Here is a 24374-nt window from a genome sequence, read left to right as displayed (position 1 = left end):
TGGAGTTGTTTTATGAAGTTGAAAACTAGCCTATTTGGTCAAAGTTACCAATTCGGGGATGTAAAAGAAGTCCTGGCGAAAGCCTCTGAACTGCGCTCAGGAGATGTATTAGCGGGAGTTGCGGCTGACACAGCTCAAGAACGTGTTGCGGCTAAACATGTTTTGTCTGAAATGACCTTGAATGACTTACGTGAAAACCCTGTGGTCAGCTATGAATCCGACATCATCACGCGGATTGACCAAGATAGCCTGAATCAATCGGTGTTTCAGGAGATCAAAAACTGGTCCGTCAGCGAGTTACGTGAATACATACTGTCTGATACTCCAAGTCATGAAGAGTTTGAGCGTCTGCGTAAGGGGTTAACGGCAGAGATGGTTTCCGCTGTTGCTAAGCTGAGCTCCAACAGCGATCTGATGTATGGTGGTAAGAAATTACCCGTGGTCACCAAGGCTAATGCAACCGTGGGTCTACCTGGTCATTTCAGCTGTCGACTACAGCCTAACGATACCCGCGATAACATCAGCTCTATGTTGGCTCAGATCTATGAAGGTTTATCATTTGGTTGTGGTGATGCCGTTATCGGTGTAAACCCGGTGACTGACAGCGTCGAAAATACCACACAAATGCTCAACGCGATTCAGGATGTTATCAATAAGTTTAACATTCCAACTCAGCCTTGCGTGTTATCTCATATCACTACCCAGATGGAGGCCGTGCGTAAAGGGGCTCCGGCTGGTTTGTTATTCCAAAGTATTGCAGGCTCTGAAAAGGGGTTGACTGAATTTGGAGTCACTGTCGAGATGCTGGATGAAGCTTACGAGATAGGTAAGCAGTACAGCAATATCGCCGGTGAGAACATGATGTACTTCGAAACAGGTCAAGGTTCAGCATTATCGGCCAACGCTCATAATGGTGCGGATCAGATGACGATGGAAGCTCGTTGTTATGCACTGGCTCGTCGTTATAAGCCGCACCTAGTGAATACCGTTGTCGGCTTCATTGGTCCTGAGTACCTATATAACCATCAGCAGATCATTCGTGCCGGTCTCGAAGACCACTTCATGGGGAAATTATCTGGTATGCCTATGGGGGTTGATGCTTGTTACACCAACCACGCAGATACTGATCAAAACTCCAACGAAAATTTATTGGTGTTATTGGCTGCTTCAGGAGTGAACTTCGTTATCGGTATGCCGATGGGCGATGACATCATGCTGAACTACCAGACTACCGCGTTCCATGATACAGCAACGGCCCGCCAGCTATTGAACTTGCGTCCTGCGCCAGAGTTTGAAGCCTGGATGGAAACTATGGGGCTGATGGAAAATGGTCGCCTAACGGCTAAAGCTGGCGATCCATCAATTTTCTTCAAGTAAGGGTGTGGTAATGAACGATCAAAGAATTCAGAATATTGTAGCGACTGTTTTAGCCCAACTTGGCGAAAACAATATCCAGGCATCGACTATCACCAAGGTGATCGATGCTGCTTCTAATGTGGCTGGTCAACCAGTCATCTCAGACGATTCACTTCCGGATCTGGGTGACTCGTGTTTCAAGAAGTGGAACGGCGTCAAAGATGCGAAAAATCCTAGCATAGTGGATGATCTGATGAGCCAAACCAATGCTCGTATGGGGACTGGTCGAACCGGTCCTCGTCCTCGCACCATTCCTTTATTGCGTTTTTTAGCCGACCATTCACGCTCGAAAGACACTGTTATCAAGAACATTGAATCATCTTGGTTACAAGAGCGTGGTTTAATGGAAGTGCAGAGCGCTGCGAGTGATAAGGATGAATACCTCACTCGTCCCGACTTAGGACGCAAGTTAAATGATGCCGCGAAAGTCTTAATCAAGGACAAGTGCAAACAAGCGCCTCAAGTACAAGTTGTCCTATCTGATGGCTTGAGTCTCGATGCCGTAACCGCCAATTATGATGAAATATTACCCGCATTGTTGAATGGTTTAAAAAATGCTGGATTGGATGTCGGCACCCCATTCTTCTTACGCTACGGTCGTGTAAAGGCACAGGATGAAATAGGTATGTTGCTTGATGCCGAGGTGAACATCTTACTCGTTGGTGAACGTCCTGGCTTAGGCCAGTCTGAATCATTGAGCTGCTATGCGATTTATAAACCCACCGAGAATACTGTCGAATCAGATAGAACTGTGATTTCAAATATTCATGCAGGTGGTACTCCACCGGTTGAAGCGGCTGCGGTTATCGTTGATTTGGTAAAAGATATGCTGAAGCACAAAACCAGCGGTATTAACTTAAAACGCTAATATAGGAGATGAACAATGGCTATCTTTGATAAAATCCAACCAGCGGTACTGGCAACTAGGGTCATAGCCTCGGTTGATCCAGTTTATAAGAAAAAATTAGGTCTTAAGCCACACCACAACAGCATAGGTATCATTACTGCCGATTGTGATGATGTGACATATTGTGCTCTTGATGAGGCAACGAAAGCGGCCAACGTAGATGTTGTCTACGCCAAGTCATTCTATGCTGGTGCAGGGTATTCTTCAGGCCCTACATCGGGTGAAGTTATCGGCATTATTGCTGCAACGAATCCTGCCGATGTTATTGCTGGCCTTGAACGTGTGAAATCCTTCGTTGAATTTGAAGCCGCATTTCAATGTGCCGATGACAGTGGTGAGCTGGCCTATTTTGCTCACCTAGTTTCATCAACCGGCAGCTTCTTATCTGAAGAAGCCGGTGTCAAGCAAGGTGAAGCCTTAGCTTACCTGATAGCCCCACCTTTGGAAGCCATGTATGCCTTAGATGCGGCCCTGAAAGCCGCGGATGTCAAACTCGTTAACTTGTTTGCTCCACCATCTGAAACTAACTTTGGTGGTGGCCACTTAACGGGTTCACAGGCAGCATGTCGTGCCGCTTGTGATGCGTTTGAGGCCGCTGTAATTGAGGTTGCCCGTTGTCCTATCGCTACCTAAGTTTGGAGAGCTAAAATGGATCCGTTTTTAAAACAGGTTCAGGACGGCGGCGTAATTGGCGCAGGTGGGGCTGGATTTCCCACCTACGTTAAGCTGGACTGTCAAGTAGACCTGGTACTGGCAAACGGTGCCGAATGTGAGCCATTATTGTATAAAGATCAGGTGCTGATGCAGTGCTGGGCCGATGAACTTGCTGCTGGCATGTTGCTTGCTATGAAGCAGGTCGGCGCTAGTCGTGGTGTGATTGGTATCAAAAAGAAAAATACTGACACCATAGCGGTATTACAAGCTTCATTGCCTGATCTCATCGAATTATACCTGATGGAAGACGTGTATCCAGCAGGTGATGAAGTCGAAATGGTGTATGAAGTTACCGGAAAAAGAATTCCATCAGGGGGCTTGCCGAAAGAGATCGGAGTAATGGTCAATAACATTGAATCCTTTATCAATGTGTTCCGAGCTTCTAAAGGCATTCCTGTCACTGAAACTATGGTAACTGTGCACGGTGAAGTCGTTAGGCCATACACAGCTTGGTTACCTGTGGGGATAACTTACCAACAGGCTATCGATTTAGCGGGTGGCATCACTTGTGATGAGTTTGTCGTGGTCGAAGGTGGACCCATGATGGGGTCGGTGACACAAGATTTGACTCAGCCTGTGACTAAGATATCGAGTGGTTTATTGGTGCTACCACGGGAGTCGCGGATTGCGCGTTTTAAAATGCGCAGTGAAGACGAACTGCTTCGTATCGGTAAGGCGGCATGTGATCAATGCAGCATGTGTAGTTCCATGTGTCCTCGTGGATTATTAGGTTATCCGATCCAGCCACATCTTGCTATGCGAGGGTTGCAAGCTTCTGGTGATAATCATTTATCGTACACATTAGCCGCGCAAGCGTGCAGTGGGTGTAATTTATGCACCATGTGGTCTTGCCCTGAAGGATTAGATCCTAGTCGAGTCTGTGGCATCACTAAGCGTGATTTGCGTGATAGCAATCAACTACTCAGCCCACAAGAGTTACAGGCGCAAACAACGGATGTACATCCGTTACGGGAATACCGTGGTGTGCCAACGAAGCGCTTGACCCGCCGACTCGAATTGACTGAGTATGCGCTTAAAAAAGCGAAATTTGTCGAATTTGATTATTTACTGCAACAGAGTCGTCAACAGAATCGTATTCAGCCCGTCGTAATCTCTCAAGTTAAAATCCCGCTATCGCAACACATAGGCAAGCCTGCCACGGCAGTGGTAAAAGTGGGTGATAGCGTGAAGAAAGGCCAATTGATCGGTCAGGCAGATGCAGAAGCTTTGAGTGTTTCGGTTCATGCCAGTATCGATGGGAAAGTGACGGCAGTAAGCAATGTTGTCGTTATTGAACGAACTTTAGAAAAGAGTTAATGATGATAAATTCAATAGGTTGTATTGAACTGAATTCGATAGCTCGTGGCTTTTTAGTCGCCGATGCTATGGTGAAAGCCGCGAATGTGGAGATTCTTTTTAATCGTACGATTTGTCCTGGCAAATTTATGATTATGGTGGCTGGTGATGTGGCGTCAATCAATGCCGCTGTTGAAACCGGATTACGTGTAGGTGGCGGTGAAGTCGTCGATGATTTAATCATCCCTAATGTTCATCCTGATGTGTTCCCTGCAATATCGGGCACTCGTGTTGTTGAACATACTGGGGCACTAGGCATTGTTGAAACCTTCTCGGTTGCAGCCATCATCGAAGCGGCCGATGCGGCTGTTAAAGCCGCCAATGTTGAACTGCTCGAAGTTCATATGGCAATGGCGATTGGTGGTAAAGGGTTTGTCACTTTAACTGGAGATGTTGCAGCTGTAGAGGCCGCGGTTGAAGCTGCTGCACAACAGATTAAGGGGAAAGGTGTCTTGGTCGATAAAGTTGTTATCGCTCAGCCGAGTAAGGCAATACTGCAAGGTAAAGTTTAAACTTGTTTTTTTACTGAAATTACGATGTGAATATTTATTATATGCTGGTCAACCATGGTCCCGCTTATTTTAAATGCGCACATCGATAATATTTCGATTGAAATAATATTATATTTACACTTATGTTTGGTGGCTTTAATTAATTTTCGGTTGTTAATTGTTGTTGAAGTCAAACTTATACTTGTCCACATATATTTAAGAGTCGCTGGCAGTTTTTGCTTGGCGTTATTCTATTGCAATAATAAAATAATTATCAGGAAGTAAAATATCATGAATGACATTATCATTTATATTATGGTGGGGTTTATGGTTCTTGGTGCAGTCGATAAAGCACTGGGTAACCGTTGGGGATATGGTCAACAATTTGATGAAGGCTTTATGGCAATGGGAGCGTTAGCTCTTGCCATGGTTGGTGTGGTGAGTCTCGCTCCTGTACTCGCAACGTTATTAAGCCCAATTGTTGTTCCTATTTATACGGCATTGGGCGCGGACCCAGCAATGTTTGCTGGTACCTTATTGGCAAATGATATGGGGGGCTATCCACTCGCTATGAGCATGGCTCAAACACCTGAAGCGGGAATTTTTTCCGGCTTGATCTTAGGTTCTATGATGGGGCCTACCTTAGTGTTTACCATTCCAGTGGCACTGGGGATTATCGATAAGAGTGATACCCAATTTCTTGCACGCGGTGTCTTAATTGGTTTAACGGCTATTCCTGTCGGTTCTCTAGTGGGTGGGTTAGTCGCAGGCTTCGATTTGATGATGATCTTAGCTAACTTGGTGCCAATCGTGATCGTTGCTGGCGCTATTGCGATAGGCTTATGGTTGCAACCCGCTGCTATGATCCGTGGTTTTGAAATATTTGGTAAAGGTGTTATTGCCATTATTACTCTCGCACTTGCCGCTATTGTGGTTGAAACATTAACCGGTTTTGTGGTCATTCCGGGCATGGCGCCAATTTCAGATGGTATCGAAATTGTAGGCTCAATCGCGATCGTACTTGCTGGTGCATTCCCTATGGTGCACTTCATTACTAAGCACTTTAATAAGCCATTGTTGAAGCTTGGCAAATCTATGGGAATGGGTGAGGTCGCCGCCGCGGGTCTAGTCGCTAGCCTAGCTAATAGTATCGCGATGTTAAATATTCTAAAAGACATGGATGACCGAGGTAAGGTCATCAATGTTGCTTTTGCCGTATGTGCCGCATTTGTATTTGGTGATCATTTAGGTTTCACCGCTGCGGTTAATAGCGAAATGATTTCAGCCGTTGTTGCTGGCAAATTAGTCGGTGGTGTAACAGCATTATTTATTGCTATCTATGTTACCCGTAATATGGCGGTAACTACTGAAGTGGAATCAAGCACTGAGACACTTAAAAATGATGTGACCTCATAGCTTAATAAGTTTAATTGCATAAAATAAAAATGGTGCACTTGAAGTACCTTCAATGTTCACCATTTTTATTTTTATTTTAAAAGTTAAGTAGGCTATATAAAAATAGAATAATAGTTAAAGTTAAAAATATACTGCCAGTTGTGATCATGACCACAGTCTATATATACCATAACTGCTATATTCAAGACACGTTAAGGTGTTAACATACTTAATCGGGAATGTGGTGAAAATCCACAGCTGTACCTGCAACTGTAAACAGAGCGAAACATTATCACCACTGGTAGTACCGGGAAGGAATGTTTTTAGATGCTGTAAGCCAGGAGACCGACCTTAATGTTACTTATTACTCAAGCGGGTTTCTTGAGAACAGTAGGCAATGAAGGTGTGCACGTAAATCTCTTATTGATGAATCGTTCTGACCAACTTTTTCTATTTTGCAAACCGCAATCGTAATATTTCTGGTTGTTTTCTGCACATTTACCCGCAAATTAAACTCAATTATCTTAAGGTGAAACCATGAGTTTTAAACTGCGACTATCTGTCTTATCAATGGCTATATGCCAATCTTTTTTCGCCTCTGCGGCGGTACCTGCCAATCCAGCCATTGAGGTCATCACTGTGACCGGGGACAGATTTGACAGGACTCCTGATCAACAGCTTTCAATTATCAATACCATCGAGAGGGAAGAGATCGCCAGACTCAATCCTAAGTCCGTTGTCGATATATTAGAAACCTTGCCAGGGGTGAGTGTTACCCGTACTGGTGGTGCTGGGCAATTGGCCTCTATCAGCATGCGCGGTACCAACTCTGGTCATGTGTTGGTCCTGGTCGATGGTATTCGTATCGGCTCTGCCACATCAAGTACAGTTAGTTTCAATACCCTATCGCCTGAAAATATTGAACGAATCGAAGTGGTAAAGGGCCCTAGAGCTGCTATCTGGGGAAGTGATGCTATCGGTGGCGTCATTCAAATTTTCACCCGTACATTAGAAGGCGGCGAATGGTTTGCATCGGCGGAGCATGGCAGTGATGCTTATATGCGTGCCAGTGCTGGCGCAGGTGTCAGTCATGGCGATGGGCACACCAGCATTAGTATTAACCGAGAAAAAAGTGATGGTTACGATATTAAAAATGATGCCGAAGATGACGATGATGGTTATGACCGTCTTGGTATCAGTATCAAGGGCCAGCAAAACTTCAGTCAACAATGGCTAGTATCATGGTCGGGTCAACTCGAAACCGGCAACTACGAATATGACAATAGTGAAGCCAACGAGGCCGACTATGACAACTATCTATGGAATCTCGCGGCACAATATAAAAACGATAAGCTAACGAGCAAGTTGTCGGTAGGGCAATCCCGCGATTTTAATGAAAACTTTCGCGCCGATGACCCCAGTCTGGGCATTTCCGTGTATGAAACGACTCGAGAGCAAATCAATTGGAGTAATCGCTATGGGGTAAGCGATGACTTGACCTTCATTGGTGGCGTCGACTGGTCACAAGAATCTATTGCGGGTGACTACGCCATCGATCAACGTTATCTAGTGGGGATCTATGCCTTGGCACGTTATCAATATGGCAAGCTGCTGCTCGAAGGCGTGATCCGCTATGATGATGTTGAAAATATCGATAGCGAAACCTCTTATAACGCAAGTCTGGCGTATCAGCTAAACGAACAATGGCGTGTCACTGCGAGTGCGGGATCTGGTTTTAAAGCGCCAAGCTTTAACGATCTCTATTGGCCTGGCTCAGGTAATGCGGATCTGGTATCTGAGACATCGGAAAATCTGGATTTCACCGTTAATTATACCGGCGACAAGCTTCGTGGTTACCTCAGCGTGTACCAAAACAAAATTGATAACCTGATCCAATGGGCGCCAACCGGAGAGAAAGATGATGATGGCTTCGACATTTTTCTACCCGATAATATCAAGGATGCCCGGATCACCGGAGTCGAACTCTCACTTAACTTCAGTACCTGGGGCATAGAGCATCAACTGGGCTATAGCTACATAGATGCCATTGACGGGGAAACTGACAGTCAGTTAGTGGGCCGCAGTGAACACGAATTTGATTACTCACTCAGTTATACCTGGTCTGAAATTGACGTGTTAGTCAGCTATCACTATCAGGGGGAGCGAAATGCCGGTGATTATAATTATGATGGCGTCGTCGACTATCTCGATGCTTACCATCAAGTGGACCTGAGTCTCGGCTATAAGTTCTCCGAGGCATGGCAACTTCGTCTCAAGGCAAACAACATACTCGATGAAGATATCATCTCAGACCGCAACTATTTTAGTCCTGGACGCCAGTTTTTCTTAAGCCTGAGCTACCAGGCTTTTTAAATTCTATTGTTACAAGCAAAGCGCCGACCCGCTTGGCGCATTATTGGATACAGAGCATAATGCCGATAACCATGGTTCAGCCCAGTTCCCATATGAGAGTGAATAACTTGAGTTGGGCGACCCCGGATAAACAAGTCCTCGACGGCATATCCTTCACCATAGAACGAGGTGATTTTTTGGGTATCTTGGGACCCAATGGTGTCGGAAAATCGTCATTATTAAGGTGTATGTATAAATACATGTGTCCAGATAGCGGGGAGGTTTATCTCAATGGTAAAAACATTCAACAGCTTTCTCAGCAAGAGTTTGCCTCGAAAGTCGCGGTGGTGCTACAGCACACGCCGGTAGGCTTTTCGATGACAACAAGACAACTGCTGGCAACCGGACTGATTAACCAACAAAAATGGTGGCAAGCCATTAATCATGCCCAAGAGCGAATAGAGATAGATAGGGTATTAGACCTAGTAGGCTTATCCGATAAAGGCCAGCAATTATTCGAATCTCTTTCTGGTGGAGAGCAACAACGACTCCTCATCGCCCGGGCGTTATTACAAAAGCCTGAAATACTCTTACTGGATGAGCCAACCAACCACCTCGATGTAGGTTATCAAGTCGAAATACTAAAACTCATAAAATGTTTAGGCATCACAGTCGTTGCCACTATCCACGATCTTAATCTTGCCAGCGCATTTTGCGATAAACTCTTGTTACTTAGGCAGGGTCGACTCGTCAAGAGTGGCACTCCGGCACAAGTACTCACTCCCGAGAGCATAGAGAATATTTACGGCATCAAAACTGATGTAGACAGGCATCCTAAAGGTGTTCATCCCAGGGTGACCTATCATTTTGATGGGGTTCGTCATGGGGCCATTTAACCCAAGACACTTCCTTGCGGTCTTGATCCCGGTTGCCGTCATCTCTCCCTTAATCGCTATCGCACTAGGCACTGCCAATATTAGCCTAGTCGATGTGCTAGGCGCCGTATGGCGCGGCTTAAATGCGTTCATTGAACCGACCGCTACGGCAAGTATGTCCGACCGTATTATCGTAGAACTTAGGATGCCACGCGTCCTCATGGCCATGGTGTGTGGAGCTGGGCTGGCGTTATCGGGCTCGGTACTCCAAAGCGTGACTCGAAATCCTCTTGCCGATCCCTATCTTTTTGGTATTTCTGCGGGTGCATCACTCGGCGCTATATTAGCGTTAACGGGGGGGATTTCTCTGCTCCCCTTGCCTTTCTGTGCATTTTTAGGGTCCTTGATTGCCGTTGCGGTAGTGATGGTGATGGCTCGGGATGGACAAGTTGAAACCTTAGTGTTATCCGGTGTCGCCATCTCTTTTCTATTATCGTCGGCGGCAAACCTTATTTTGTATTTCGGCGATCCTCAAGCGACTCAGATGGTGCTTTTTTGGTCTTTAGGTAGCTTCAGCCGAGCAACCTGGTCCTCTCTGATGCTGCCGGCATTCATCGTGATCACCTCCACCCTCATTATTTATCAATTTCATCGGCCGTTACAAGCTCTGGTAGCCGGTGACGAAAGTGCCCACACCCAAGGGGTTAGCGTATTGCCACTGCGCTTAGGGATGCTGATATTAACCGCTCTTATGACCTCATCTCTGGTTGCAACCTGTGGTGGAATAGGCTTCGTTGGCCTGATGGTACCCCATATTGTACGCATACTGGTCGGCTCGGCGAGCTCTAGTTCACTCATAGTGACGGCCTTACTCGGCGGGGTACTTATGGTGTGGGTTGATTTACTCGCTCGGCAGATATTGCCTTTTCAAGAGCTACCGGTAGGAGTGATGACGGCTATGTTGGGTAGCGTCTTCTTCATCGGTTTGCTGATTAAACGTAAACAAGGGCATAAATAAATGAAACAGTTAATCATAGGTGGTGCCCGTTCAGGAAAAAGCCGTCTTGCGCAACAATATGCCGTTAATTGGCAGGCGCGTACCTTAGGTGAGGTTATCGTTATCGCGACGGCAGAAGTCACAGAAGGGGAGATGGCAAAGCGTATCGCACACCATAAAATCAACCGCCCCCAAAATTGGGAACTGGTAGAAACCAGGCTAGATTTAACGGCGGCATTGAGCAAGTTTAGCCAAGCCGATAACTTGATTCTAGTTGACTGCTTGAGCCTATGGTTATCAAACATCCTATTGAGTGAACGGAGTTGGGCGCAGGCAAAACAAGGCTTAGTGGATATTGTCGGTCAACTTGCTGGTGAAGTGATCTTTATCAGCAATGAAGTCGGCCAGGGCGTGGTACCTCTGGGGCAGTTATCTCGAGAATTTGTCGATGAGTCGGGATGGTTGAATCAAAGCCTAGCGAGCGAGGTCGACCAAGTTACAACCGTTATTGCGGGGCTGCCGCTAGTGTTAAAGCAGCTTGCTGAGGGGGATAGATGAAAATAGTTTGGGGCATATTTCTCGGGCTGCTGAGTTACTGCGCAGTGGCTGCATCGCCACGTTTGGTGGTCTTGTCTCCCAATGCCGTAGAAATGCTGTTTGAAATAGGGGCTGGTGATAGCATCATAGGTACAGTTGCCTATGCTGACTATCCTGAAGCGGCAAAGCAGATCCCACGTATTGGTCGATATGACTTTATCGACTTTGAAGCCATGCTGTTGCTTAATCCTGATGCTGTGGTCATGGACTCAGGTTCAATCTCGCAAATGTTGATGAACCGCCTCGAACAGTTTGGTATTGCGCTGATTGATACCAAGGTTACTCAGATTGAAAAAATTCCAGAGCGCTTACTTCAGCTGGGGAGGGAGACGGGGCATGAGAGTCAAGCATCCCGCGCTGCCCAGGAGTTCAATCAGACACTAGAGGCGCTTAAACACCAATATCGAAACCGAGCCGTTATCGATGTGTTTTTACAGATCTGGCCCGAGCCGTTGACGACATCGGCCAGCAGTTGGATGAATGAGATCATCCAGGATTGTGGCGGCAGCAATGTATTTTCCAACAGTGTCAATGAATACCCTCAAGTGAGTGTCGAACAAGTTTTATTAGCCCTTCCTGAAGTGATTATCAAACCTGTTCATGGTGACAGAAGCCAAATGGATACTAAATGGCAAGCATGGCCGGAAATCCCCGCAGTCGCTAACCATCAAATCATCAATATAGATGGCGATTTAATATACCGTACCGGACCTCGAGTATTGCAAGGTATGATGCAAATTTGTGCAATCATCGACACTGCTCGTCAGCAGAAACTTCATCATGATTAGCTTATATATTGGCGGTGCCCGTAGCGGAAAGTCATATTTGGCTGAAAAAGAAATTGGCCAATTGCAGCAGGCGACAACCTATATAGCCACCGCGCTCAATAGTGCCAGCATGCAGGCAAGAATTGCCCTGCATCGGCATCAAAGGCCCAGCGCATGGACCACAAGAGAAACACCGATCGAACTAAGCGGTACGCTTCGGGATATTGATTGTGCTAATCGTTGCATTATTATCGATTGTCTAACGCTGTGGCTCACCAATCAACTCATGGAAGAGGCGTGTCTAGATACTGAGATAGACCGACTCTGCCAAACATTATTGGCCATGGAATCCCATGTGGTGCTGGTGGCTACCGAAGTCGGTCAAAGTCTTATTCCACTCGATGACATGAGCCAGGAGTTTGTCAGCGCGAGCGGTGAAATGCTGCAAAAAATTGCCACTATTGCCGACAGGGTGATCTTTTGTCAGGGAGCGCTTGCCTTGGTGCTTAAGAAACCAGTATTGAAAGACGGGACCGTGCGAACTGTGGCACTTAGTGACAGAAACACATGATCAATACTACTCATTTTTTGCAGCTTCGCCATGGCTTGCCAGAACAAGCCGGACATCTATTGGGGCGTAGCAATCCTGCGTTAACGGCACTAGGTTGGCAGCAGATGCAGCGCGGTACGGCAAGGTTACTCTAAATATTGGCACGACCCCTTCGAAGATACTCCGCCGGAAGGTGAAACAAGCGCCGCACTCTTGGCTCGTGTCACCAAGAGTATTAATCCAATCACCCAGGCTGTTTAGGTTATCCAAAGATGGCAGTAAACACATGCGGCCTCTTTTTTACTGAATGTTTTAGTGTCTCGATGTATAATTTCGGCGGATTCTTTGACGCGCACAGTATTTAGGTAACTAAACTCGCCGCCTGCCTTTGCGCGTTTCTCTATTGTAAAAGATGCCATATCAGTGAATTTTGCTAAATCGTCCTACCCCATCGTGGGGCCAATATGGGACACCATACAATGAAATTCAACGGAAATTACAGGCAATTCAGGACAGTTCGGAACAAATGACAGTATCAAGTAAATCAGGCGTGAAGCCAGTAACACCAATAAATTCAATCAATCGCACCTTCTCGATTGCGCCTATGCTGGATTGGACGTATTTTGTTTGTTTTAAAGAGCTGTAGAGGTGTGTGGATCTCTTATGGATCACTGCTGAATATTTTCAATCTAAATGGTACACCTTGGTGAACCTGTAAAAATGGGATCCCGGTGTGGTCCCCATTTTTGTATTGAAGATTTTTTATGGTCCTTGTGTCCATTAACTAGTTAGAGTGATCGCCCTAAGTCGCTTTTGCCCCAAAATGAGCTAAGGCTCGTCCTGTTACGTCAGATAATTTATTGGTTTTGATATACAAAAAGTAATGGGCACGCCCCCCCCCCCCAAGTAAGACCTGAACCAATTGGCTTTCAATGGATACTTCTAGGGCTTCTCTGTTTACATTATTAGCTACGTGAGTTATATCATATGGTTAAATCTTAATGGATGGAGTAAAGCAGTTGTTTGATGATGATAAAGTACTAAATCTTGGAAAGACATATACTTATACTGTTTCAGTAAGGGATATGGACAAGCTTTTTGCTGGTAAGCTTAGCCTTTCTCCTGATAGATGTACTTTGAGGGTAATGGGGGAGAGAAGGCCATCATACGATTTTAGTCAATCGACAAAGATTGAATGTAGTGCGTTTGATATGAACTTCCTTTTGTTTGAATTATCCAATCATTATCAGAGTAGTCAAAGTTTACAGTCTACTGTTGATGAGCAAGTAGGTTTTTTTGAGTATGAATTTGAGGTGGGTTTTGTAGTATGTTTCGAAGGTCACTGTCACTCATTTGATGACGCAATAGGCTTTTGTGTTAAATCTGAAATGACTAAAAACTGGGTCGGTTATACAGAACTACAGCAAGAGCTTGTTGAAAAGTTCCACACTCGCACACTTAACCCAATATCTGATTCCCTAGAGTTTAATCAAATACTGAAAGGCTATGGGCAACTTAGGTTATTTTATCATTTTCAAACCCACCATAATGTGCATGAGTTTAGTTCGGGATTGAACTTTCCACCTAAGCTTAGTATCCAATTTGATTCACTAGTATCGATAAGCGATTTGCATTTTGAGTATAAGAAGTTTTATCACTTAATGACTTTGCTTATCGGTTCGGACTTTAAAGTAAATGAAGTTACCGTAACATCTGGAAGTCAGACATTTTCATCTAACACAAGTGTTTACTTCCCAACGACTCATCGAACTCATGAGCGTGACTATCCTGTATTTCCTCTTGGCTTGAACTTGAGATTTAATGATCAAGGTCTTCCTGATTTTCCTCTGGAGGCTTTTAGTAATTACTACCTTCTAGAAGAAAAAGAGAGAATAATTTTTACTAGGTATCTTAGATATCAAAGAATGAAATCTGATGAGGAGAAGTTCTTAGGATTTTTCCGATTGCTAGAGAGCCTAACAACTAAATCTAGTTCTTACGTAGAACCTGAATCTTTAGAGGTTTTTTTGAAAGAATCTAAAGCATGTATTCTGGAAAAATTAAAAGATAGAGGCACGAATAAGGACATCAAAAAGCTAATTTCTCGAATTGGTAGGTTAAACACGATGAAGTACAACACTTCCAAGTGTATAGAAGACTTCCTCAAAAAATTACCAGAAGATATTAGGAGATCAATGGTAGTTACGGATGAGGATGTTCAAGATATTATTAATCTAAGGAATAACATTACCCACGCCAATGCTTACACTATTAATGATAGAGAATTAGAGAAATACACGTCTTTCATTAACGTTCTTCTCTATCTAGCGTTGCTTGAAAGGATTGGTATCCACCCAGAAGTAGGATCTAAGGTCGTTTATAGACTAGATGGATACCACCATATTCAAAACCACAATTATTAAAGTGTAGTGGATGACTGAAACTGGTCATCAATTTGTAGGTGATCTATATAATTTGACGTAGCTGAGATTATCCGACTCTTCGTAGCTTCGTAACACGTTTCTGTCCAGATATGGCTTAGAATAATTGCTCTAAGCTGTTCTTGATAGAGTGAAACAATGATGGGTGTCTTTATGAGCCTTGATAAAAAGGGCACCGGTTGGTGCCCTTTTTTGTGGGTGCATTTTAACTGGGGGTGATGCCTAGTGACAGGATTAATGCCAGGTATGTGATCGCTTTGACTGTTAGCCATGCTTTGGGTGGGAGTATGGGTTTATTTATGTATCTGATCAGGTACGCGATTGCTAAGAACGCGAAGCCAGATAGTGGGTTGAAGAAAACCTGAATTTCTCCTATGCCTACAGAGAACACCAGAAACACGAATAGTGCCTGTAGATAGTGAAACTTGCTTCTGGATTGGCGAGGGCTAGGTACATCTATAGCGGGAGTTGTGGCTTTGGGCATAGTTACATCCTTGTAATTTATGGCTTGTCGCTAGAGTTTAGTTCCGGCTGTCGCAGTATTCAATTTTTCATTAAGGCAATTAACCATTGATCCTCTGAAATTATATGAACCTTGTGACCACTTTCTTTTAGCATTATGGCTTTTTCTATTTTTCGTCCATGATTTTCGTTTGCCCACTGTTCACTACCCAGACCACCGACGACTAAGTACTTAGTCTTTAGCGTAACCTCTTCATCAATAAAACCATTGAACATTCTGGTGAAGGCTTGAATTAAAGACCTTTCTCCAGACTTAAAATCACCAGTGAAACAAAAGTAGGAGTTTGAAACAGTAACCTCTGCGGGTTCTGTAAACTTAATGGAAGGATGTGTTAAGAGTTTAATTGAAGATTTAAGATTAGAAACAAGTGTAAATTTTAGGTCGTGCTCTGTATACCCTTGATAAAGAGATAAGTACTGCTCATCTTGTAATTTAGATATTTTTTCATTTCTACCGTTCAGGAGGTTACTTAACTTGTCAGCATCTGCACTAGATATCTCACCAGTTCTAACCAATTGAATGAAGCCTTCAGGTGACAGGATAACCGTACCATTAGCTTTGGCTGTGGCAACTTTTTTAGGGCCAGCATTACCACCTACGCACAGGATGTGAAGGTTTTTAGTCGCCGCTTTACGAACAATAAAACTACTTTCGGTTGCCAACTCTTCTAGGTCTTTTCTTTGCTGTTTTGCAAACCCTGTAAAACATATCTCTAATGCATCCATAAAACACTCCTTGTATTAAACGCTTTGTAAAATTGATACCACTTTGCCGTGGATCTTGGTTGTGTCCGTGTTAAACGGGTATTTGTCATGGCCGTCGATGAGGTAGACATTGCCATCGGGTAGCTGGCGGAGTTCGCCTATCTGATAGCTGTCGTTGATGGAAAATAAGTACTGGCCTTTAGTGACTGTTTTTATATCGGTATTGATAAAGTAAGTCGATGATTCTACTTTAACAACAAAGTCACTATTTATGGCTAAGCCACAGTCTTTTAAAAAGTCGTGACTTACTCTGTAGTCGCCAACCTGTATTTTATTACCGTGAGCAATCGAGAATTTTTTAAGTTTATATATATCAGCCGTTGCAGTGGGATTTTGCACATCAATAGTGGTCGGTTCGACTAATTTATTAGGTTCACGACTTGGGTATTCATGCTTGCCAAAACACAAAAAAAGCATAGGTATGCCAGTGGCTAAATGCACTCTGGCGAGGAGTTCAAAAGGGGTGACGTTGCGCGTTTGCCACGTTGCGATAGACCCCTCATTAACAGATGTTAGCTCTCTAAATTCAACCCTGCTCCTCAACCTAAACAAAGTGATCAAACGGTCAATAATAATTCTACCACCATCATAGTTTAGTGGCTGAGTAATACTGAACCTGAAACTTTTCAAGTTTTGGTTAATGGTGGCGTAGTCAGGGATTTGATTTGGAGGTGAACACAATTTTAATACGTTTTGCTTCTCTTCGTTCTTACCAAAAAGCAAAAAATCTAAATCTACACCTGTTGCTAAATGTATACGAATCAATAACTCAAATGGAGTTGTGTTGCGAGTTTGCCAGGTGGCTATAGAGCCAGTTGAAACACCGATTAGAGCCGATAGTTCAACTCTATTCCTGAGATTGAATAATCGAAGCAAACGTAAAATAACCGTTTTACCCCCATCGCACTCTAATGGTTTATTAAGAGTTAGTTCTTTTTCTTCGTCAATCAAATTGACAAGTCGATTTTTTTGATCAATCATTGTCTCACCAAATTTAAATGCCCGTAAATCCGCCAAGATTCAACACGGGCTAATAAGGAAAAGGTATCACAATGGTAAATATTACTCTACAGGTTACAACACCTTATCTCACCTATGCGGAATATGCCCGCGCATCAGGCCTGCCCTACAACACCGTCAAGAAGATGGTGTATGAAGGTCGCCTCCCCACTCGTCCTAAGAAAGACCCTCGCGACAAGCCTCTTATCAATGTTCAAGCCCTAGTGATTGAAGCGGCAGAACTTGAATTAGTCAGGCAACAAGCCCTTATCGAAGCCGCCCAACTCACAAGTTAATTGCTTATTTGATGAATAAAGAATAGCAAAATGGAGTTTTGCATCTATGTATACGACTAATACTAGTACACAAACGAATGCAGATAGCTGTCATTTGAATGGTGCGTTTCGCCAATTCGCTGCAGATGAGAATTTAAAAGCAGTGGCGGCGGAGGCTGATATCTCTAGCCCGCAGATATTGCGCAACAAGTTGTGCTTAGACCAGCCACATAAGTTATCGGTGATGGAGTTGGTCGCCATTACTCGCGCCAGTGGTAATCGCAGCATTATCGATGGTGTGCTGCTGGACTTAGATTGTGCAGCCTCTGTTTCGTTAGCTGAATTCGCTTCGGCCAATGATATGGATCTAACCGATAGGGCATTAGATATCACGGTCAACGCTGCTCAACTTGGGGCGCTGGCATTAGATGTGAAAATTACCAAGCGTGTGACAGAGCGTATGCGTCACGAAACCGTCAAACGTGCCACGTATGTCATGACAGAGCTTGCCATTTTTGTACATGACGTTGAACAGAAGTTTCAAGCCATCCCCGTGCTCGCTGTTGCTAGTGATGCATTGCAAGCAATGCCAATGCCAGGGCTGATGTAAGGAAAGAATATGAATACCTCATTTGCTTTATTGGCTCGATTCGAGTCACCGACTGTTGAACTTAAAGTTATCTGCCAAGAGTTCTTCGGCTATACACCGAAAACAGCAGAGCAAAAAGCCAAGGCGAAAGACTTGCCTGTCCCCACTTTCAAGTTGCGCGATTCAGAGCGTTCGCCGTCGTTGGTCAAGGTTTCTGACTTGGCTGCTCACGTTGATAAGTGTTACCTGGCATCAAAAGTTGATTGGGATGTTATTCAGCAGGCCAAGCACTGACTTAACATTTACCGATAGATGAGGGGAGCATTATGAATTCGGCATTAGTACAAACGATAAAACCAACGCAAATGTTAAGCGCTGCAAATAGCGATGAACATATTCCGGCGGGTGCCGCAGCCATTCGCGCTATGCGTTTGCAGCTGGGGCGCAATACTGCAGCCAGCCTTTACAGCAAACTCTCGAATCAGCAAAAAGCGATAATTCTATTTGGCGCCCGCCTTAAGCCTAGCTCTCATATTCACATACCCCTTGAAAGCATGAGCTTTGATGAGCAGGAGCAAGTTCGTTTATCAATAATCGCATTGCGAGATATGGCCAAAACATTTGTGTCGATTCCGCTTTCGCGTGACCAATTTGTCACGTCTAAAATATCCACACCTGATGAAACCAGCAACAAAGAGCTTGCGGCTCAATTAGCGCAAAGCATGACGGTCATGGACCGTATCGGACATTAACGGGCACAAAAAAGCCACTTCCGTTCGCAGCGGATGTGGCCGTGTCGACTCAATCAATAGACCTTCAAGGATTTAAATTATGAAACCGACAAAACAGAGTGTAACAACTGATGCCGCTATTCGCAATGAAGCGAACAGAGTGATCACCGCTTTAAACCATTCCCACTATCCAATCGACCCCGTAGTGGCCGAGTCGGTGATCGAGTCATTGCAGACTATTGCCGAGGCACTCGATCTGCCAGTCGCTAAAACCCTCCACGTTCGACTGATTGCAATCCGCAATAACATTCACGTTAACCAAGTGGTGGCTTAGATGAAGCTACTTAATGTTGATCCAACTGAAGTCGAAGTGTTATCCGTTTTCGTTATCAATTGTTTTATGTGTGCAAACACGCATTACGTATCGAGAGTAAAAACGGTAAGAGAGGCGATTGAGTACGCTGCTAAGGAAGGTTGGCACGGCTACGAAACAGATAGTGAGGTTTGTTCTACTGCTTGTCCTAAATGCATTCAAGAGGTGAAAGAAAACGAAGCGGAGGCACAAGCATGAGCATTAATTTTAAGTTGAGAGACCCCGACACTATTAACAGCCAAAACTTCAATATCCGCACTGCATTTTTGAATGTTACGCCTAGAGCGCCTGCGAAGGTGACTGCAGAGGATAGACGCGCTGCAGTTTGTCGCCGTCAGATAGAAGACATTCAAGCTGCCCGTATTTTAGGGATTTCAGTACACGAATTTTGCGGGGGTGTTCAATGAGCAGCACTCACGGAAATGTTAGAGCAAATGAACTTTACCCCACACCTGACGTTGTAGTAGATGCCTTACTGGCTCAGCTAGTTCTTAGAGGTTCAGAAAAGTTCTTAGAACCTTGTCGTGGTACCGATGCCATTTACAGCAAAATCGATTTACCTGAATCGCAAAAGAGTTGGGCTGAACTTGATCGTGGAGTGAATTACCTCACCACTGAATTTGAACGGCAAGATGTGATCATCACGAACCCACCGTTTTCACTCACGGTTGAGTTTTTGACTAAATCATTGAGTGAGCTCGCACCAGATGGAACGCTGGCTTATCTGCAACGAGTTAATTTCTTAGGCAGTAAGCTCCGGGTCCCATTTTGGGCAGAAGTTGGCTTTCCCAATAAGACGCCAATCATAGTGCCACGCCCGCGCTTTGTTGGTGGTGGCAGTGATAGCTGTGAATACAGCTGGTTCATCTACGACAGAGGTAATCGCTTCCCCAATATTCCCCAAGGCATAAGTCACATCATTAGTGCGGATCTCCCTAGAAAAACCAAAGGGAAAAAGGCTGCCTGATGGACTTATCCCAACTAGAACGCTTGGCCGAGATTAACATCTCGGCCATTTTTTGCACTGAGAATGCCCAAGCCGATCTGAAATGGTCACAAGCACAACTCAATGGCCTGCCCGATGACGTGGCGGCCAGCCTATTTAAAGAATACCTACGCCGGTGGCGTGGGCAGAGTTCTCGCGCCCATCGCAGCGCTAATATTTGGTTAAGACGCAGAGTCACCGCGCTTAAAGCCATGCTGCATAAATTCCCCATTCCTATTTGGCATATTGCTACCGAAGTTCGCCGCAGCGCCATAGCGCACGAATGGGCCGACCGCTGTGCCACGTTGCTACACAATGCCACTGAGTTTGGCAGCAAGCAGCTAGACGCGCTCGAACTGATCATCATAGTTAAACAGCCTGCCGGTCAGTGGGGGTTTTGCCCTGTTCTACCAAGCTTTAGAGAGTATGAAACGCGCAAGAATGAAGGCGAGTTTGATGCCGACCCGACCATGTACAACATGATAGCTGGCGCCATTGCGCGTTTGACTGATGAGGCTTGGTGGCTTAGAAAGTTAGAGCGCAGTTATCGCCAGTATCAAGAGCATGCCGCCATAGTTACAGGCAAAGTCCGCGCTGGCGTTTCGGCGTATGTGTCTCATCATTGCCTCAAAGATTATAAGCAGCGCAAACTCGCCGCGGCCGCTTGGCTAAAAGAGATGCAGGTGGTTAACGAGGAACTTGGTCTAGAGATGAGTCTGGCCGATGCGGTCGCCGCATCAGTTGCCAATCCAGAGAACCGCCGCGCCGAACTCATGGTGCGCATGCGCGGCTTCGAAGATGTAGCCGAGGAAACTGGCTTTGTCGGAGAGTTTTACACCTGGACTGCGCCAAGTCGTTTTCACTCATGGAAGAAAAGCAAAAAAGGCCCGAGTTACGCTAACGGCAAATATCAAGGGGCTAACCCTAAAGATACTCAAGCCTACCTCTGCGGCCAATGGGCCAAGGCTCGCGCCAAATTAGCTCGCGAGGAGATCGAGCTGTTTGGCTTTCGCGTGGTAGAGCCGCACCACGACGGCACACCCCACTGGCATCTATTGCTATTCATTCGCCCCGACCAACTTAGGCAAGCGCGCTCAATTATGCGCCGCTACGCACTGCAACATGACAAACATGATCTGGCACCGGCAAAAGGCAAGAAGCACCCTAAGCATACCGGTTACCGCCCTCGCTTCGACTTTAAAACTATTGATCCTGAAAAGGGCAGCGCCACTGGCTATATCGCTAAATACATAGCTAAGAACATTGATGGTGCCTATATCGATGATGATTTTGAGAGTGAGGAATCGGGTAAGCATGGTGCTCAAGGCGTTGCCGCTTGGTCGAGTACTTGGAATATCCGCCAGTTTCAACAAATTGGCGGGCCATCTGTCACGGTATGGCGCGAACTGCGCCGACTGCGTGAAGAGGTCGAAGGTGATGAAATACTCGAGCGCGCTCGCGCCGCATGTGATGGCAGTAACTGGCAACGCTATATCGAGATCATGGGCGGTGCATGTTGTAAACGTGCCGACCGCACTGTGATATTGGCCAAAGTAGTCAATGATGCCGCCAATCAGTATGGCGAGGATGTCAGTAAGATCATGGGCGTGATGTCACGCGAGAATCACACCCCATTCAATACCCGCATCGATGGCTGGGAGATACGCGCGCCTCGTGACAACTGCGAGCCAGATGCTTTTGATCTGGCTCTTGATTGTTCTTTTGATTCTAAAAGCGATGACAATCGCGCACCTTGGAGTTCTGACAATAACTGTACGGGGTTGATCAAAACCCCTGAGAAGGATCGAAAAGGGATCGATTTGAACGACCGACAGTTAATTGCAGAAGGTAAAAAACTGGGATTAGACAAGGCCAGTATCTCTCGCCTACGTGCGGGCGCTGTTATTGACAATTCTGTTGATGGTGCCAGGCAGTATGTGAGCCTGCGCAATGGCATGTTGATCACCAGCAAACAGCCGCCGATGTCAAAAGGCGCCAGGGCTGCCGAGCTAGATGGTTGGCACTACAACCACAGTGATCCGCTTATCGATTCAATCAAGCGCGAAGAAGATGCTGGCTGGAACAAGCTACTGCGCCAACAGGCCTGGGCACTTCTCGACAAGAAAAATAATGATAGACATGGCGATGTAGAGCTCTGGCTAGCCGATATCCCCGTCAATCACCAGCGCCGCGCCCTTAAGCAGTTGCAGGAAGTGATCGAGCTGCAAGAATTTGATAATTCTCTTGAAAAACACCGTTCAAGTCAGGCCCATGCCGACAGGCATGTTGAAACTGAGGAAGATGAATATGAGCTCTTTTAATCGCAACGAGCAACAAGCCGAACAAGCCAAAAAAGAAGAATGTCTTGCCAGGTACCTTAGGTGTAAACAGAAGCTCGATAGCTGTAATCGACCCATGGTACGAAATTGGTTAGAACGCCTGTCGGCAGACGAACGCCAACTGTGCCGTGTGGTATTGAATAATCTGGTTATGGTCCGTAAGCAAAAGCAAGAAAAAGGGAGGCGTTATGTTTAGAGGTGATAATCAGTTTTCGCTGAATATAGAGCAACACGAACTTATTGTAGATAATTTTGCTGGCGGTGGCGGTGCTTCTACTGGTATTGAGCTAGCGATTGGCCGACCGATAGATGATGCCATTAATCATGATCCTGCGGCGCTAGCGATGCACAAAACTAATCACCCATTAACCAATCATCATTGTGAATCAGTATGGGATGTTAACCCAGTTGAACTGTGTGCTGGACGGCCTGTTGGTTTGGCTTGGTTTAGCCCGGACTGTAAGCACTTTTCTAAAGCTGCAGGCGGTAAACCAGTAGAGAAGAAAATCCGGGGTTTGGCGTGGGTGACTCTGCGTTGGGCTGCTACCGTTCGCCCGCGTATTATCATGCTTGAGAATGTAGAAGAGTTTATCACCTGGGGGCCGCTTGATAATGGCAGACCTTGCCCGAAGAGAAAGGGGAAGACCTTCAACAGCTTCGTGCATCAGCTGCGCCAGCATGGTTATAAAGTAGAGTGGAAGCAATTAATCGCCAGTGACTACGCTTGCCCAACGATCCGTAAGCGTTTTTTTCTGGTTGCTCGATGTGACGGCCTGCCAATCACATGGCCAGCGCCCACACATGGCAATCCGAAAAAGCAGCCGGTTAACGGTAAAGTGCTTAAACCATGGCGAACCGCAGCGGAGGATGTGATCGATTGGTCTATTCCATGCAAATCAATATTTAATCGCAAAAGGCCTCTGGCTGAAAAAACCATGCAGCGTATTGCCAAAGGGATGCAGAAGTTTGTTATCGATGCTAGTGAACCATTCATTGCCCCTTCTGAAGCCAGAATTGTTCCTTTCATTACCGAGTTTGCTAATGCCAGCAGCCAACGCAACATGCCAGCGGATGAGCCTTTACGAACTATTTGCGCCCAGGTGAAAGGTGGTCATTTTGCTTTGGTTTCACCAGTTATCTGTCGCCAATTTGGTAATAGTGTGGGTCATTCAATTGACTCTCCATTGGGAACAGTCACAGCAGGTGGTGGCGGTAAGTCTCAATTAGTCACTAGCAGCATGGTGAAAATGCGTGGGACTAATATCGGTTTCCCTACTGATGAACCAGTTCATACCATCACAGCAGGTGGTAATCATATTGGCGAAGTGCGCGCGTTCTTAATGAAGTACTACGGCACAGGAGTTGGCCAAACACTTAACGAACCATTGCACACCATTCGCACCGGTGATTGCTTCGGCTTAGTCATGGTTAAAGGTGAGGCCTATCAAATCGTCGATATCGGTATGCGTATGCTGGAGCCCCATGAACTGTTTGCCGCTCAGTCTTTCCCGAGTGATTACATTATCGATGTTGACCACACTGGTAAGAAATATTCAAAAGCTAAACAGGTGGCCAGGTGCGGTAACTCGGTACCGCCTTTGTTAGCCAAGGCATTGGTTATGGCTAATTACTGTGAGTCTGTACAAATAGAAGAGGTGGCCTAGTGACAAAACAATTACCAACCTTAGTTCAGGGCCATGAAACTGCAGAGGGTGTTGCGGTGTTAATTAAATTAACCCGCATCACCAGTAAGGCCAAGGTTAATGCTCTACATGCACATTTAGTCGATGGCCTACCGGCTAAACGTGCATATTGGCGTTATCAGGTGACACAGCAACATTTCAGTGATGCGTTAGCCAGGTTAAATCGTGCGGCCGATCTTGCGATGCAATATACCGACTTTAAGAAACCACAAAATCAACACTAGTTAACTAGTGT

The 24374-nt window shown here is 45.5% G+C and carries 28 protein-coding genes and 1 riboswitch; of the genes, 25 read left to right on the top strand and 3 right to left on the bottom strand.

The features are described 5' to 3' along the window. Nucleotides 1-12: 12 nt before the first annotated feature. From HRU42_RS10535 to HRU42_RS10470, 14 genes are all read left to right on the top strand, one after another. Nucleotides 13-1377 carry an ethanolamine ammonia-lyase subunit EutB gene (locus tag HRU42_RS10535; protein ID WP_295030941.1) on the top strand — a complete coding sequence of 455 codons (1365 nt, stop codon included), beginning with the start codon at nt 13-15 and terminating at the stop codon, nt 1375-1377. A 10-nt stretch (nt 1378-1387) separates the two neighbouring features. Further along, nucleotides 1388-2284, top strand: coding sequence for an ethanolamine ammonia-lyase subunit EutC (gene eutC, locus HRU42_RS10530; protein ID WP_295030939.1), 897 nt, complete (start codon nt 1388-1390; stop codon nt 2282-2284). Nucleotides 2285-2299: 15 nt separating this feature from the next. Then, complete coding sequence (gene eutL / locus HRU42_RS10525) at nt 2300-2956, top strand: ethanolamine utilization microcompartment protein EutL (protein WP_295030937.1); 657 nt, start codon at nt 2300-2302, stop codon at nt 2954-2956. A gap of 15 nt (nt 2957-2971) precedes the next feature. Then, nucleotides 2972-4354: a 4Fe-4S dicluster domain-containing protein gene (locus tag HRU42_RS10520; RefSeq protein WP_295030935.1), complete on the top strand. Its 1383-nt coding sequence runs from the start codon at nt 2972-2974 to the stop codon at nt 4352-4354. A gap of 2 nt (nt 4355-4356) precedes the next feature. Continuing rightward, the gene (locus HRU42_RS10515) at nt 4357-4905 is read left to right on the top strand and encodes a BMC domain-containing protein (RefSeq protein WP_295030933.1); all 549 of its coding nucleotides are present in this window, start codon (nt 4357-4359) and stop codon (nt 4903-4905) included. Between the two features lie 270 nt (nt 4906-5175). Further along, complete coding sequence (gene eutH / locus HRU42_RS10510) at nt 5176-6300, top strand: ethanolamine utilization protein EutH (protein WP_295030931.1); 1125 nt, start codon at nt 5176-5178, stop codon at nt 6298-6300. Nucleotides 6301-6477: 177 nt separating this feature from the next. Next, nucleotides 6478-6648, top strand: a riboswitch (cobalamin riboswitch). Nucleotides 6649-6816: 168 nt separating this feature from the next. After that, nucleotides 6817-8652, top strand: a complete 1836-nt coding sequence (locus HRU42_RS10505) for a TonB-dependent receptor (protein ID WP_295030929.1) — start codon at nt 6817-6819, stop codon at nt 8650-8652. Nucleotides 8653-8711: 59 nt separating this feature from the next. Further along, complete coding sequence (locus HRU42_RS10500; protein ID WP_295030927.1) at nt 8712-9527, top strand: ABC transporter ATP-binding protein; 816 nt, start codon at nt 8712-8714, stop codon at nt 9525-9527. Further along, nucleotides 9514-10524, top strand: a complete 1011-nt coding sequence (locus tag HRU42_RS10495; RefSeq protein ID WP_295030925.1) for an iron ABC transporter permease — start codon at nt 9514-9516, stop codon at nt 10522-10524. Before HRU42_RS10500 ends, HRU42_RS10495 begins: the two co-directional genes overlap by 14 nt. Continuing rightward, complete coding sequence (gene cobU, locus HRU42_RS10490; protein ID WP_295030923.1) at nt 10525-11061, top strand: bifunctional adenosylcobinamide kinase/adenosylcobinamide-phosphate guanylyltransferase; 537 nt, start codon at nt 10525-10527, stop codon at nt 11059-11061. Beyond that, nucleotides 11058-11888 (top strand): cobalamin-binding protein, encoded by an 831-nt coding sequence (locus HRU42_RS10485; protein WP_295030921.1) that lies wholly within the window; start codon nt 11058-11060, stop codon nt 11886-11888. The genes cobU and HRU42_RS10485 overlap by 4 nt, the downstream gene beginning before the upstream one ends. Beyond that, on the top strand, nt 11881-12438 hold the full coding sequence (locus tag HRU42_RS10480) for a bifunctional adenosylcobinamide kinase/adenosylcobinamide-phosphate guanylyltransferase (RefSeq protein WP_295030919.1): 558 nt from the start codon (nt 11881-11883) through the stop codon (nt 12436-12438). Before HRU42_RS10485 ends, HRU42_RS10480 begins: the two co-directional genes overlap by 8 nt. After that, nucleotides 12435-12572: a hypothetical protein gene (locus tag HRU42_RS10475; RefSeq protein ID WP_295030917.1), complete on the top strand. Its 138-nt coding sequence runs from the start codon at nt 12435-12437 to the stop codon at nt 12570-12572. The genes HRU42_RS10480 and HRU42_RS10475 overlap by 4 nt, the downstream gene beginning before the upstream one ends. Before the next feature lie 846 nt (nt 12573-13418). Beyond that, complete coding sequence (locus HRU42_RS10470) at nt 13419-14840, top strand: HEPN domain-containing protein (protein WP_295030915.1); 1422 nt, start codon at nt 13419-13421, stop codon at nt 14838-14840. Nucleotides 14841-15063: 223 nt separating this feature from the next. Here HRU42_RS10470 and HRU42_RS10465 read toward each other — a convergent pair whose 3' ends face one another. Genes HRU42_RS10465 through HRU42_RS10455 form a run of 3 tightly spaced genes read right to left on the bottom strand, consistent with a single transcriptional unit; the run spans nt 15064 to nt 17126 of the window. Next, nucleotides 15064-15342 carry a hypothetical protein gene (locus HRU42_RS10465; protein WP_295030914.1) on the bottom strand — a complete coding sequence of 93 codons (279 nt, stop codon included), beginning with the start codon at nt 15340-15342 and terminating at the stop codon, nt 15064-15066. Nucleotides 15343-15401: 59 nt separating this feature from the next. Continuing rightward, the gene (locus HRU42_RS10460) at nt 15402-16106 is read right to left on the bottom strand and encodes a BRCT domain-containing protein (RefSeq protein ID WP_295030912.1); all 705 of its coding nucleotides are present in this window, start codon (nt 16104-16106) and stop codon (nt 15402-15404) included. 15 nt (nt 16107-16121) lie between these two features. After that, the gene (locus HRU42_RS10455; RefSeq protein ID WP_295030910.1) at nt 16122-17126 is read right to left on the bottom strand and encodes a helix-turn-helix domain-containing protein; all 1005 of its coding nucleotides are present in this window, start codon (nt 17124-17126) and stop codon (nt 16122-16124) included. Between the two features lie 71 nt (nt 17127-17197). On the opposite strand from HRU42_RS10455, the gene HRU42_RS10450 reads away from it, so the two are divergent. The 11 genes from HRU42_RS10450 to HRU42_RS10400 all read left to right on the top strand — a co-directional run bounded on the left by HRU42_RS10450 (nt 17198) and on the right by HRU42_RS10400 (nt 24363). Beyond that, nucleotides 17198-17440 carry a DNA-binding protein gene (locus HRU42_RS10450; RefSeq protein WP_295030908.1) on the top strand — a complete coding sequence of 81 codons (243 nt, stop codon included), beginning with the start codon at nt 17198-17200 and terminating at the stop codon, nt 17438-17440. 46 nt (nt 17441-17486) lie between these two features. Next, nucleotides 17487-18029: a phage regulatory CII family protein gene (locus tag HRU42_RS10445; RefSeq protein ID WP_295030906.1), complete on the top strand. Its 543-nt coding sequence runs from the start codon at nt 17487-17489 to the stop codon at nt 18027-18029. A 9-nt stretch (nt 18030-18038) separates the two neighbouring features. Further along, nucleotides 18039-18302: a pyocin activator PrtN family protein gene (locus HRU42_RS10440; RefSeq protein ID WP_295030903.1), complete on the top strand. Its 264-nt coding sequence runs from the start codon at nt 18039-18041 to the stop codon at nt 18300-18302. A 32-nt stretch (nt 18303-18334) separates the two neighbouring features. Further along, on the top strand, nt 18335-18760 hold the full coding sequence (locus HRU42_RS10435; protein ID WP_295030902.1) for a hypothetical protein: 426 nt from the start codon (nt 18335-18337) through the stop codon (nt 18758-18760). Nucleotides 18761-18839: 79 nt separating this feature from the next. Further along, nucleotides 18840-19073 (top strand): hypothetical protein, encoded by a 234-nt coding sequence (locus HRU42_RS10430; RefSeq protein ID WP_295030900.1) that lies wholly within the window; start codon nt 18840-18842, stop codon nt 19071-19073. Continuing rightward, nucleotides 19074-19310 (top strand): hypothetical protein, encoded by a 237-nt coding sequence (locus tag HRU42_RS10425; RefSeq protein ID WP_295030898.1) that lies wholly within the window; start codon nt 19074-19076, stop codon nt 19308-19310. Between the two features lie 205 nt (nt 19311-19515). Further along, the gene (locus HRU42_RS10420) at nt 19516-20079 is read left to right on the top strand and encodes a DNA methyltransferase (protein ID WP_295030896.1); all 564 of its coding nucleotides are present in this window, start codon (nt 19516-19518) and stop codon (nt 20077-20079) included. After that, the gene (locus HRU42_RS10415) at nt 20079-22418 is read left to right on the top strand and encodes a replication endonuclease (RefSeq protein WP_295030895.1); all 2340 of its coding nucleotides are present in this window, start codon (nt 20079-20081) and stop codon (nt 22416-22418) included. The genes HRU42_RS10420 and HRU42_RS10415 overlap by 1 nt, the downstream gene beginning before the upstream one ends. Continuing rightward, nucleotides 22405-22632 (top strand): hypothetical protein, encoded by a 228-nt coding sequence (locus HRU42_RS10410; protein ID WP_295030893.1) that lies wholly within the window; start codon nt 22405-22407, stop codon nt 22630-22632. The genes HRU42_RS10415 and HRU42_RS10410 overlap by 14 nt, the downstream gene beginning before the upstream one ends. Further along, entirely contained in the window at nt 22625-24100 is a 1476-nt protein-coding gene (locus HRU42_RS10405) for a DNA cytosine methyltransferase (RefSeq protein WP_295030890.1), read from the top strand. The genes HRU42_RS10410 and HRU42_RS10405 overlap by 8 nt, the downstream gene beginning before the upstream one ends. Further along, the gene (locus tag HRU42_RS10400; protein ID WP_295030889.1) at nt 24100-24363 is read left to right on the top strand and encodes a PapB/FocB family fimbrial expression transcriptional regulator; all 264 of its coding nucleotides are present in this window, start codon (nt 24100-24102) and stop codon (nt 24361-24363) included. Before HRU42_RS10405 ends, HRU42_RS10400 begins: the two co-directional genes overlap by 1 nt. Nucleotides 24364-24374: the final 11 nt, after the last annotated feature.

Source organism: Shewanella sp., from assembly GCF_013214165.1.
Lineage (GTDB): Bacteria > Pseudomonadota > Gammaproteobacteria > Enterobacterales > Shewanellaceae > Shewanella.
The sequence above is the reverse complement of the archived record's forward strand: the minus strand, read 5'-3'. Positions and strand labels throughout refer to the sequence as shown.

Excerpts from the sequence above, each read along its gene's own strand:
- HRU42_RS10535 (WP_295030941.1), top strand. The coding sequence starts at position 13 with ATGAAGTTGAAAACTAGCCTATTTGGTCAAAGTTACCAATTCGGGGAT.
- eutC (WP_295030939.1), top strand. The coding sequence starts at position 1,388 with ATGAACGATCAAAGAATTCAGAATATTGTAGCGACTGTTTTAGCCCAA.
- eutL (WP_295030937.1), top strand. The coding sequence starts at position 2,300 with ATGGCTATCTTTGATAAAATCCAACCAGCGGTACTGGCAACTAGGGTC.
- HRU42_RS10520 (WP_295030935.1), top strand. The coding sequence starts at position 2,972 with ATGGATCCGTTTTTAAAACAGGTTCAGGACGGCGGCGTAATTGGCGCA.
- HRU42_RS10515 (WP_295030933.1), top strand. The coding sequence starts at position 4,357 with ATGATAAATTCAATAGGTTGTATTGAACTGAATTCGATAGCTCGTGGC.
- eutH (WP_295030931.1), top strand. The coding sequence starts at position 5,176 with ATGAATGACATTATCATTTATATTATGGTGGGGTTTATGGTTCTTGGT.
- HRU42_RS10505 (WP_295030929.1), top strand. The coding sequence starts at position 6,817 with ATGAGTTTTAAACTGCGACTATCTGTCTTATCAATGGCTATATGCCAA.
- HRU42_RS10500 (WP_295030927.1), top strand. The coding sequence starts at position 8,712 with ATGCCGATAACCATGGTTCAGCCCAGTTCCCATATGAGAGTGAATAAC.
- HRU42_RS10495 (WP_295030925.1), top strand. The coding sequence starts at position 9,514 with ATGGGGCCATTTAACCCAAGACACTTCCTTGCGGTCTTGATCCCGGTT.
- cobU (WP_295030923.1), top strand. The coding sequence starts at position 10,525 with ATGAAACAGTTAATCATAGGTGGTGCCCGTTCAGGAAAAAGCCGTCTT.
- HRU42_RS10485 (WP_295030921.1), top strand. The coding sequence starts at position 11,058 with ATGAAAATAGTTTGGGGCATATTTCTCGGGCTGCTGAGTTACTGCGCA.
- HRU42_RS10480 (WP_295030919.1), top strand. The coding sequence starts at position 11,881 with ATGATTAGCTTATATATTGGCGGTGCCCGTAGCGGAAAGTCATATTTG.
- HRU42_RS10475 (WP_295030917.1), top strand. The coding sequence starts at position 12,435 with ATGATCAATACTACTCATTTTTTGCAGCTTCGCCATGGCTTGCCAGAA.
- HRU42_RS10470 (WP_295030915.1), top strand. The coding sequence starts at position 13,419 with ATGGATGGAGTAAAGCAGTTGTTTGATGATGATAAAGTACTAAATCTT.
- HRU42_RS10465 (WP_295030914.1), bottom strand. The coding sequence starts at position 15,342 with ATGCCCAAAGCCACAACTCCCGCTATAGATGTACCTAGCCCTCGCCAA.
- HRU42_RS10460 (WP_295030912.1), bottom strand. The coding sequence starts at position 16,106 with ATGGATGCATTAGAGATATGTTTTACAGGGTTTGCAAAACAGCAAAGA.
- HRU42_RS10455 (WP_295030910.1), bottom strand. The coding sequence starts at position 17,126 with ATGATTGATCAAAAAAATCGACTTGTCAATTTGATTGACGAAGAAAAA.
- HRU42_RS10450 (WP_295030908.1), top strand. The coding sequence starts at position 17,198 with ATGGTAAATATTACTCTACAGGTTACAACACCTTATCTCACCTATGCG.
- HRU42_RS10445 (WP_295030906.1), top strand. The coding sequence starts at position 17,487 with ATGTATACGACTAATACTAGTACACAAACGAATGCAGATAGCTGTCAT.
- HRU42_RS10440 (WP_295030903.1), top strand. The coding sequence starts at position 18,039 with ATGAATACCTCATTTGCTTTATTGGCTCGATTCGAGTCACCGACTGTT.
- HRU42_RS10435 (WP_295030902.1), top strand. The coding sequence starts at position 18,335 with ATGAATTCGGCATTAGTACAAACGATAAAACCAACGCAAATGTTAAGC.
- HRU42_RS10430 (WP_295030900.1), top strand. The coding sequence starts at position 18,840 with ATGAAACCGACAAAACAGAGTGTAACAACTGATGCCGCTATTCGCAAT.
- HRU42_RS10425 (WP_295030898.1), top strand. The coding sequence starts at position 19,074 with ATGAAGCTACTTAATGTTGATCCAACTGAAGTCGAAGTGTTATCCGTT.
- HRU42_RS10420 (WP_295030896.1), top strand. The coding sequence starts at position 19,516 with ATGAGCAGCACTCACGGAAATGTTAGAGCAAATGAACTTTACCCCACA.
- HRU42_RS10415 (WP_295030895.1), top strand. The coding sequence starts at position 20,079 with ATGGACTTATCCCAACTAGAACGCTTGGCCGAGATTAACATCTCGGCC.
- HRU42_RS10410 (WP_295030893.1), top strand. The coding sequence starts at position 22,405 with ATGAGCTCTTTTAATCGCAACGAGCAACAAGCCGAACAAGCCAAAAAA.
- HRU42_RS10405 (WP_295030890.1), top strand. The coding sequence starts at position 22,625 with ATGTTTAGAGGTGATAATCAGTTTTCGCTGAATATAGAGCAACACGAA.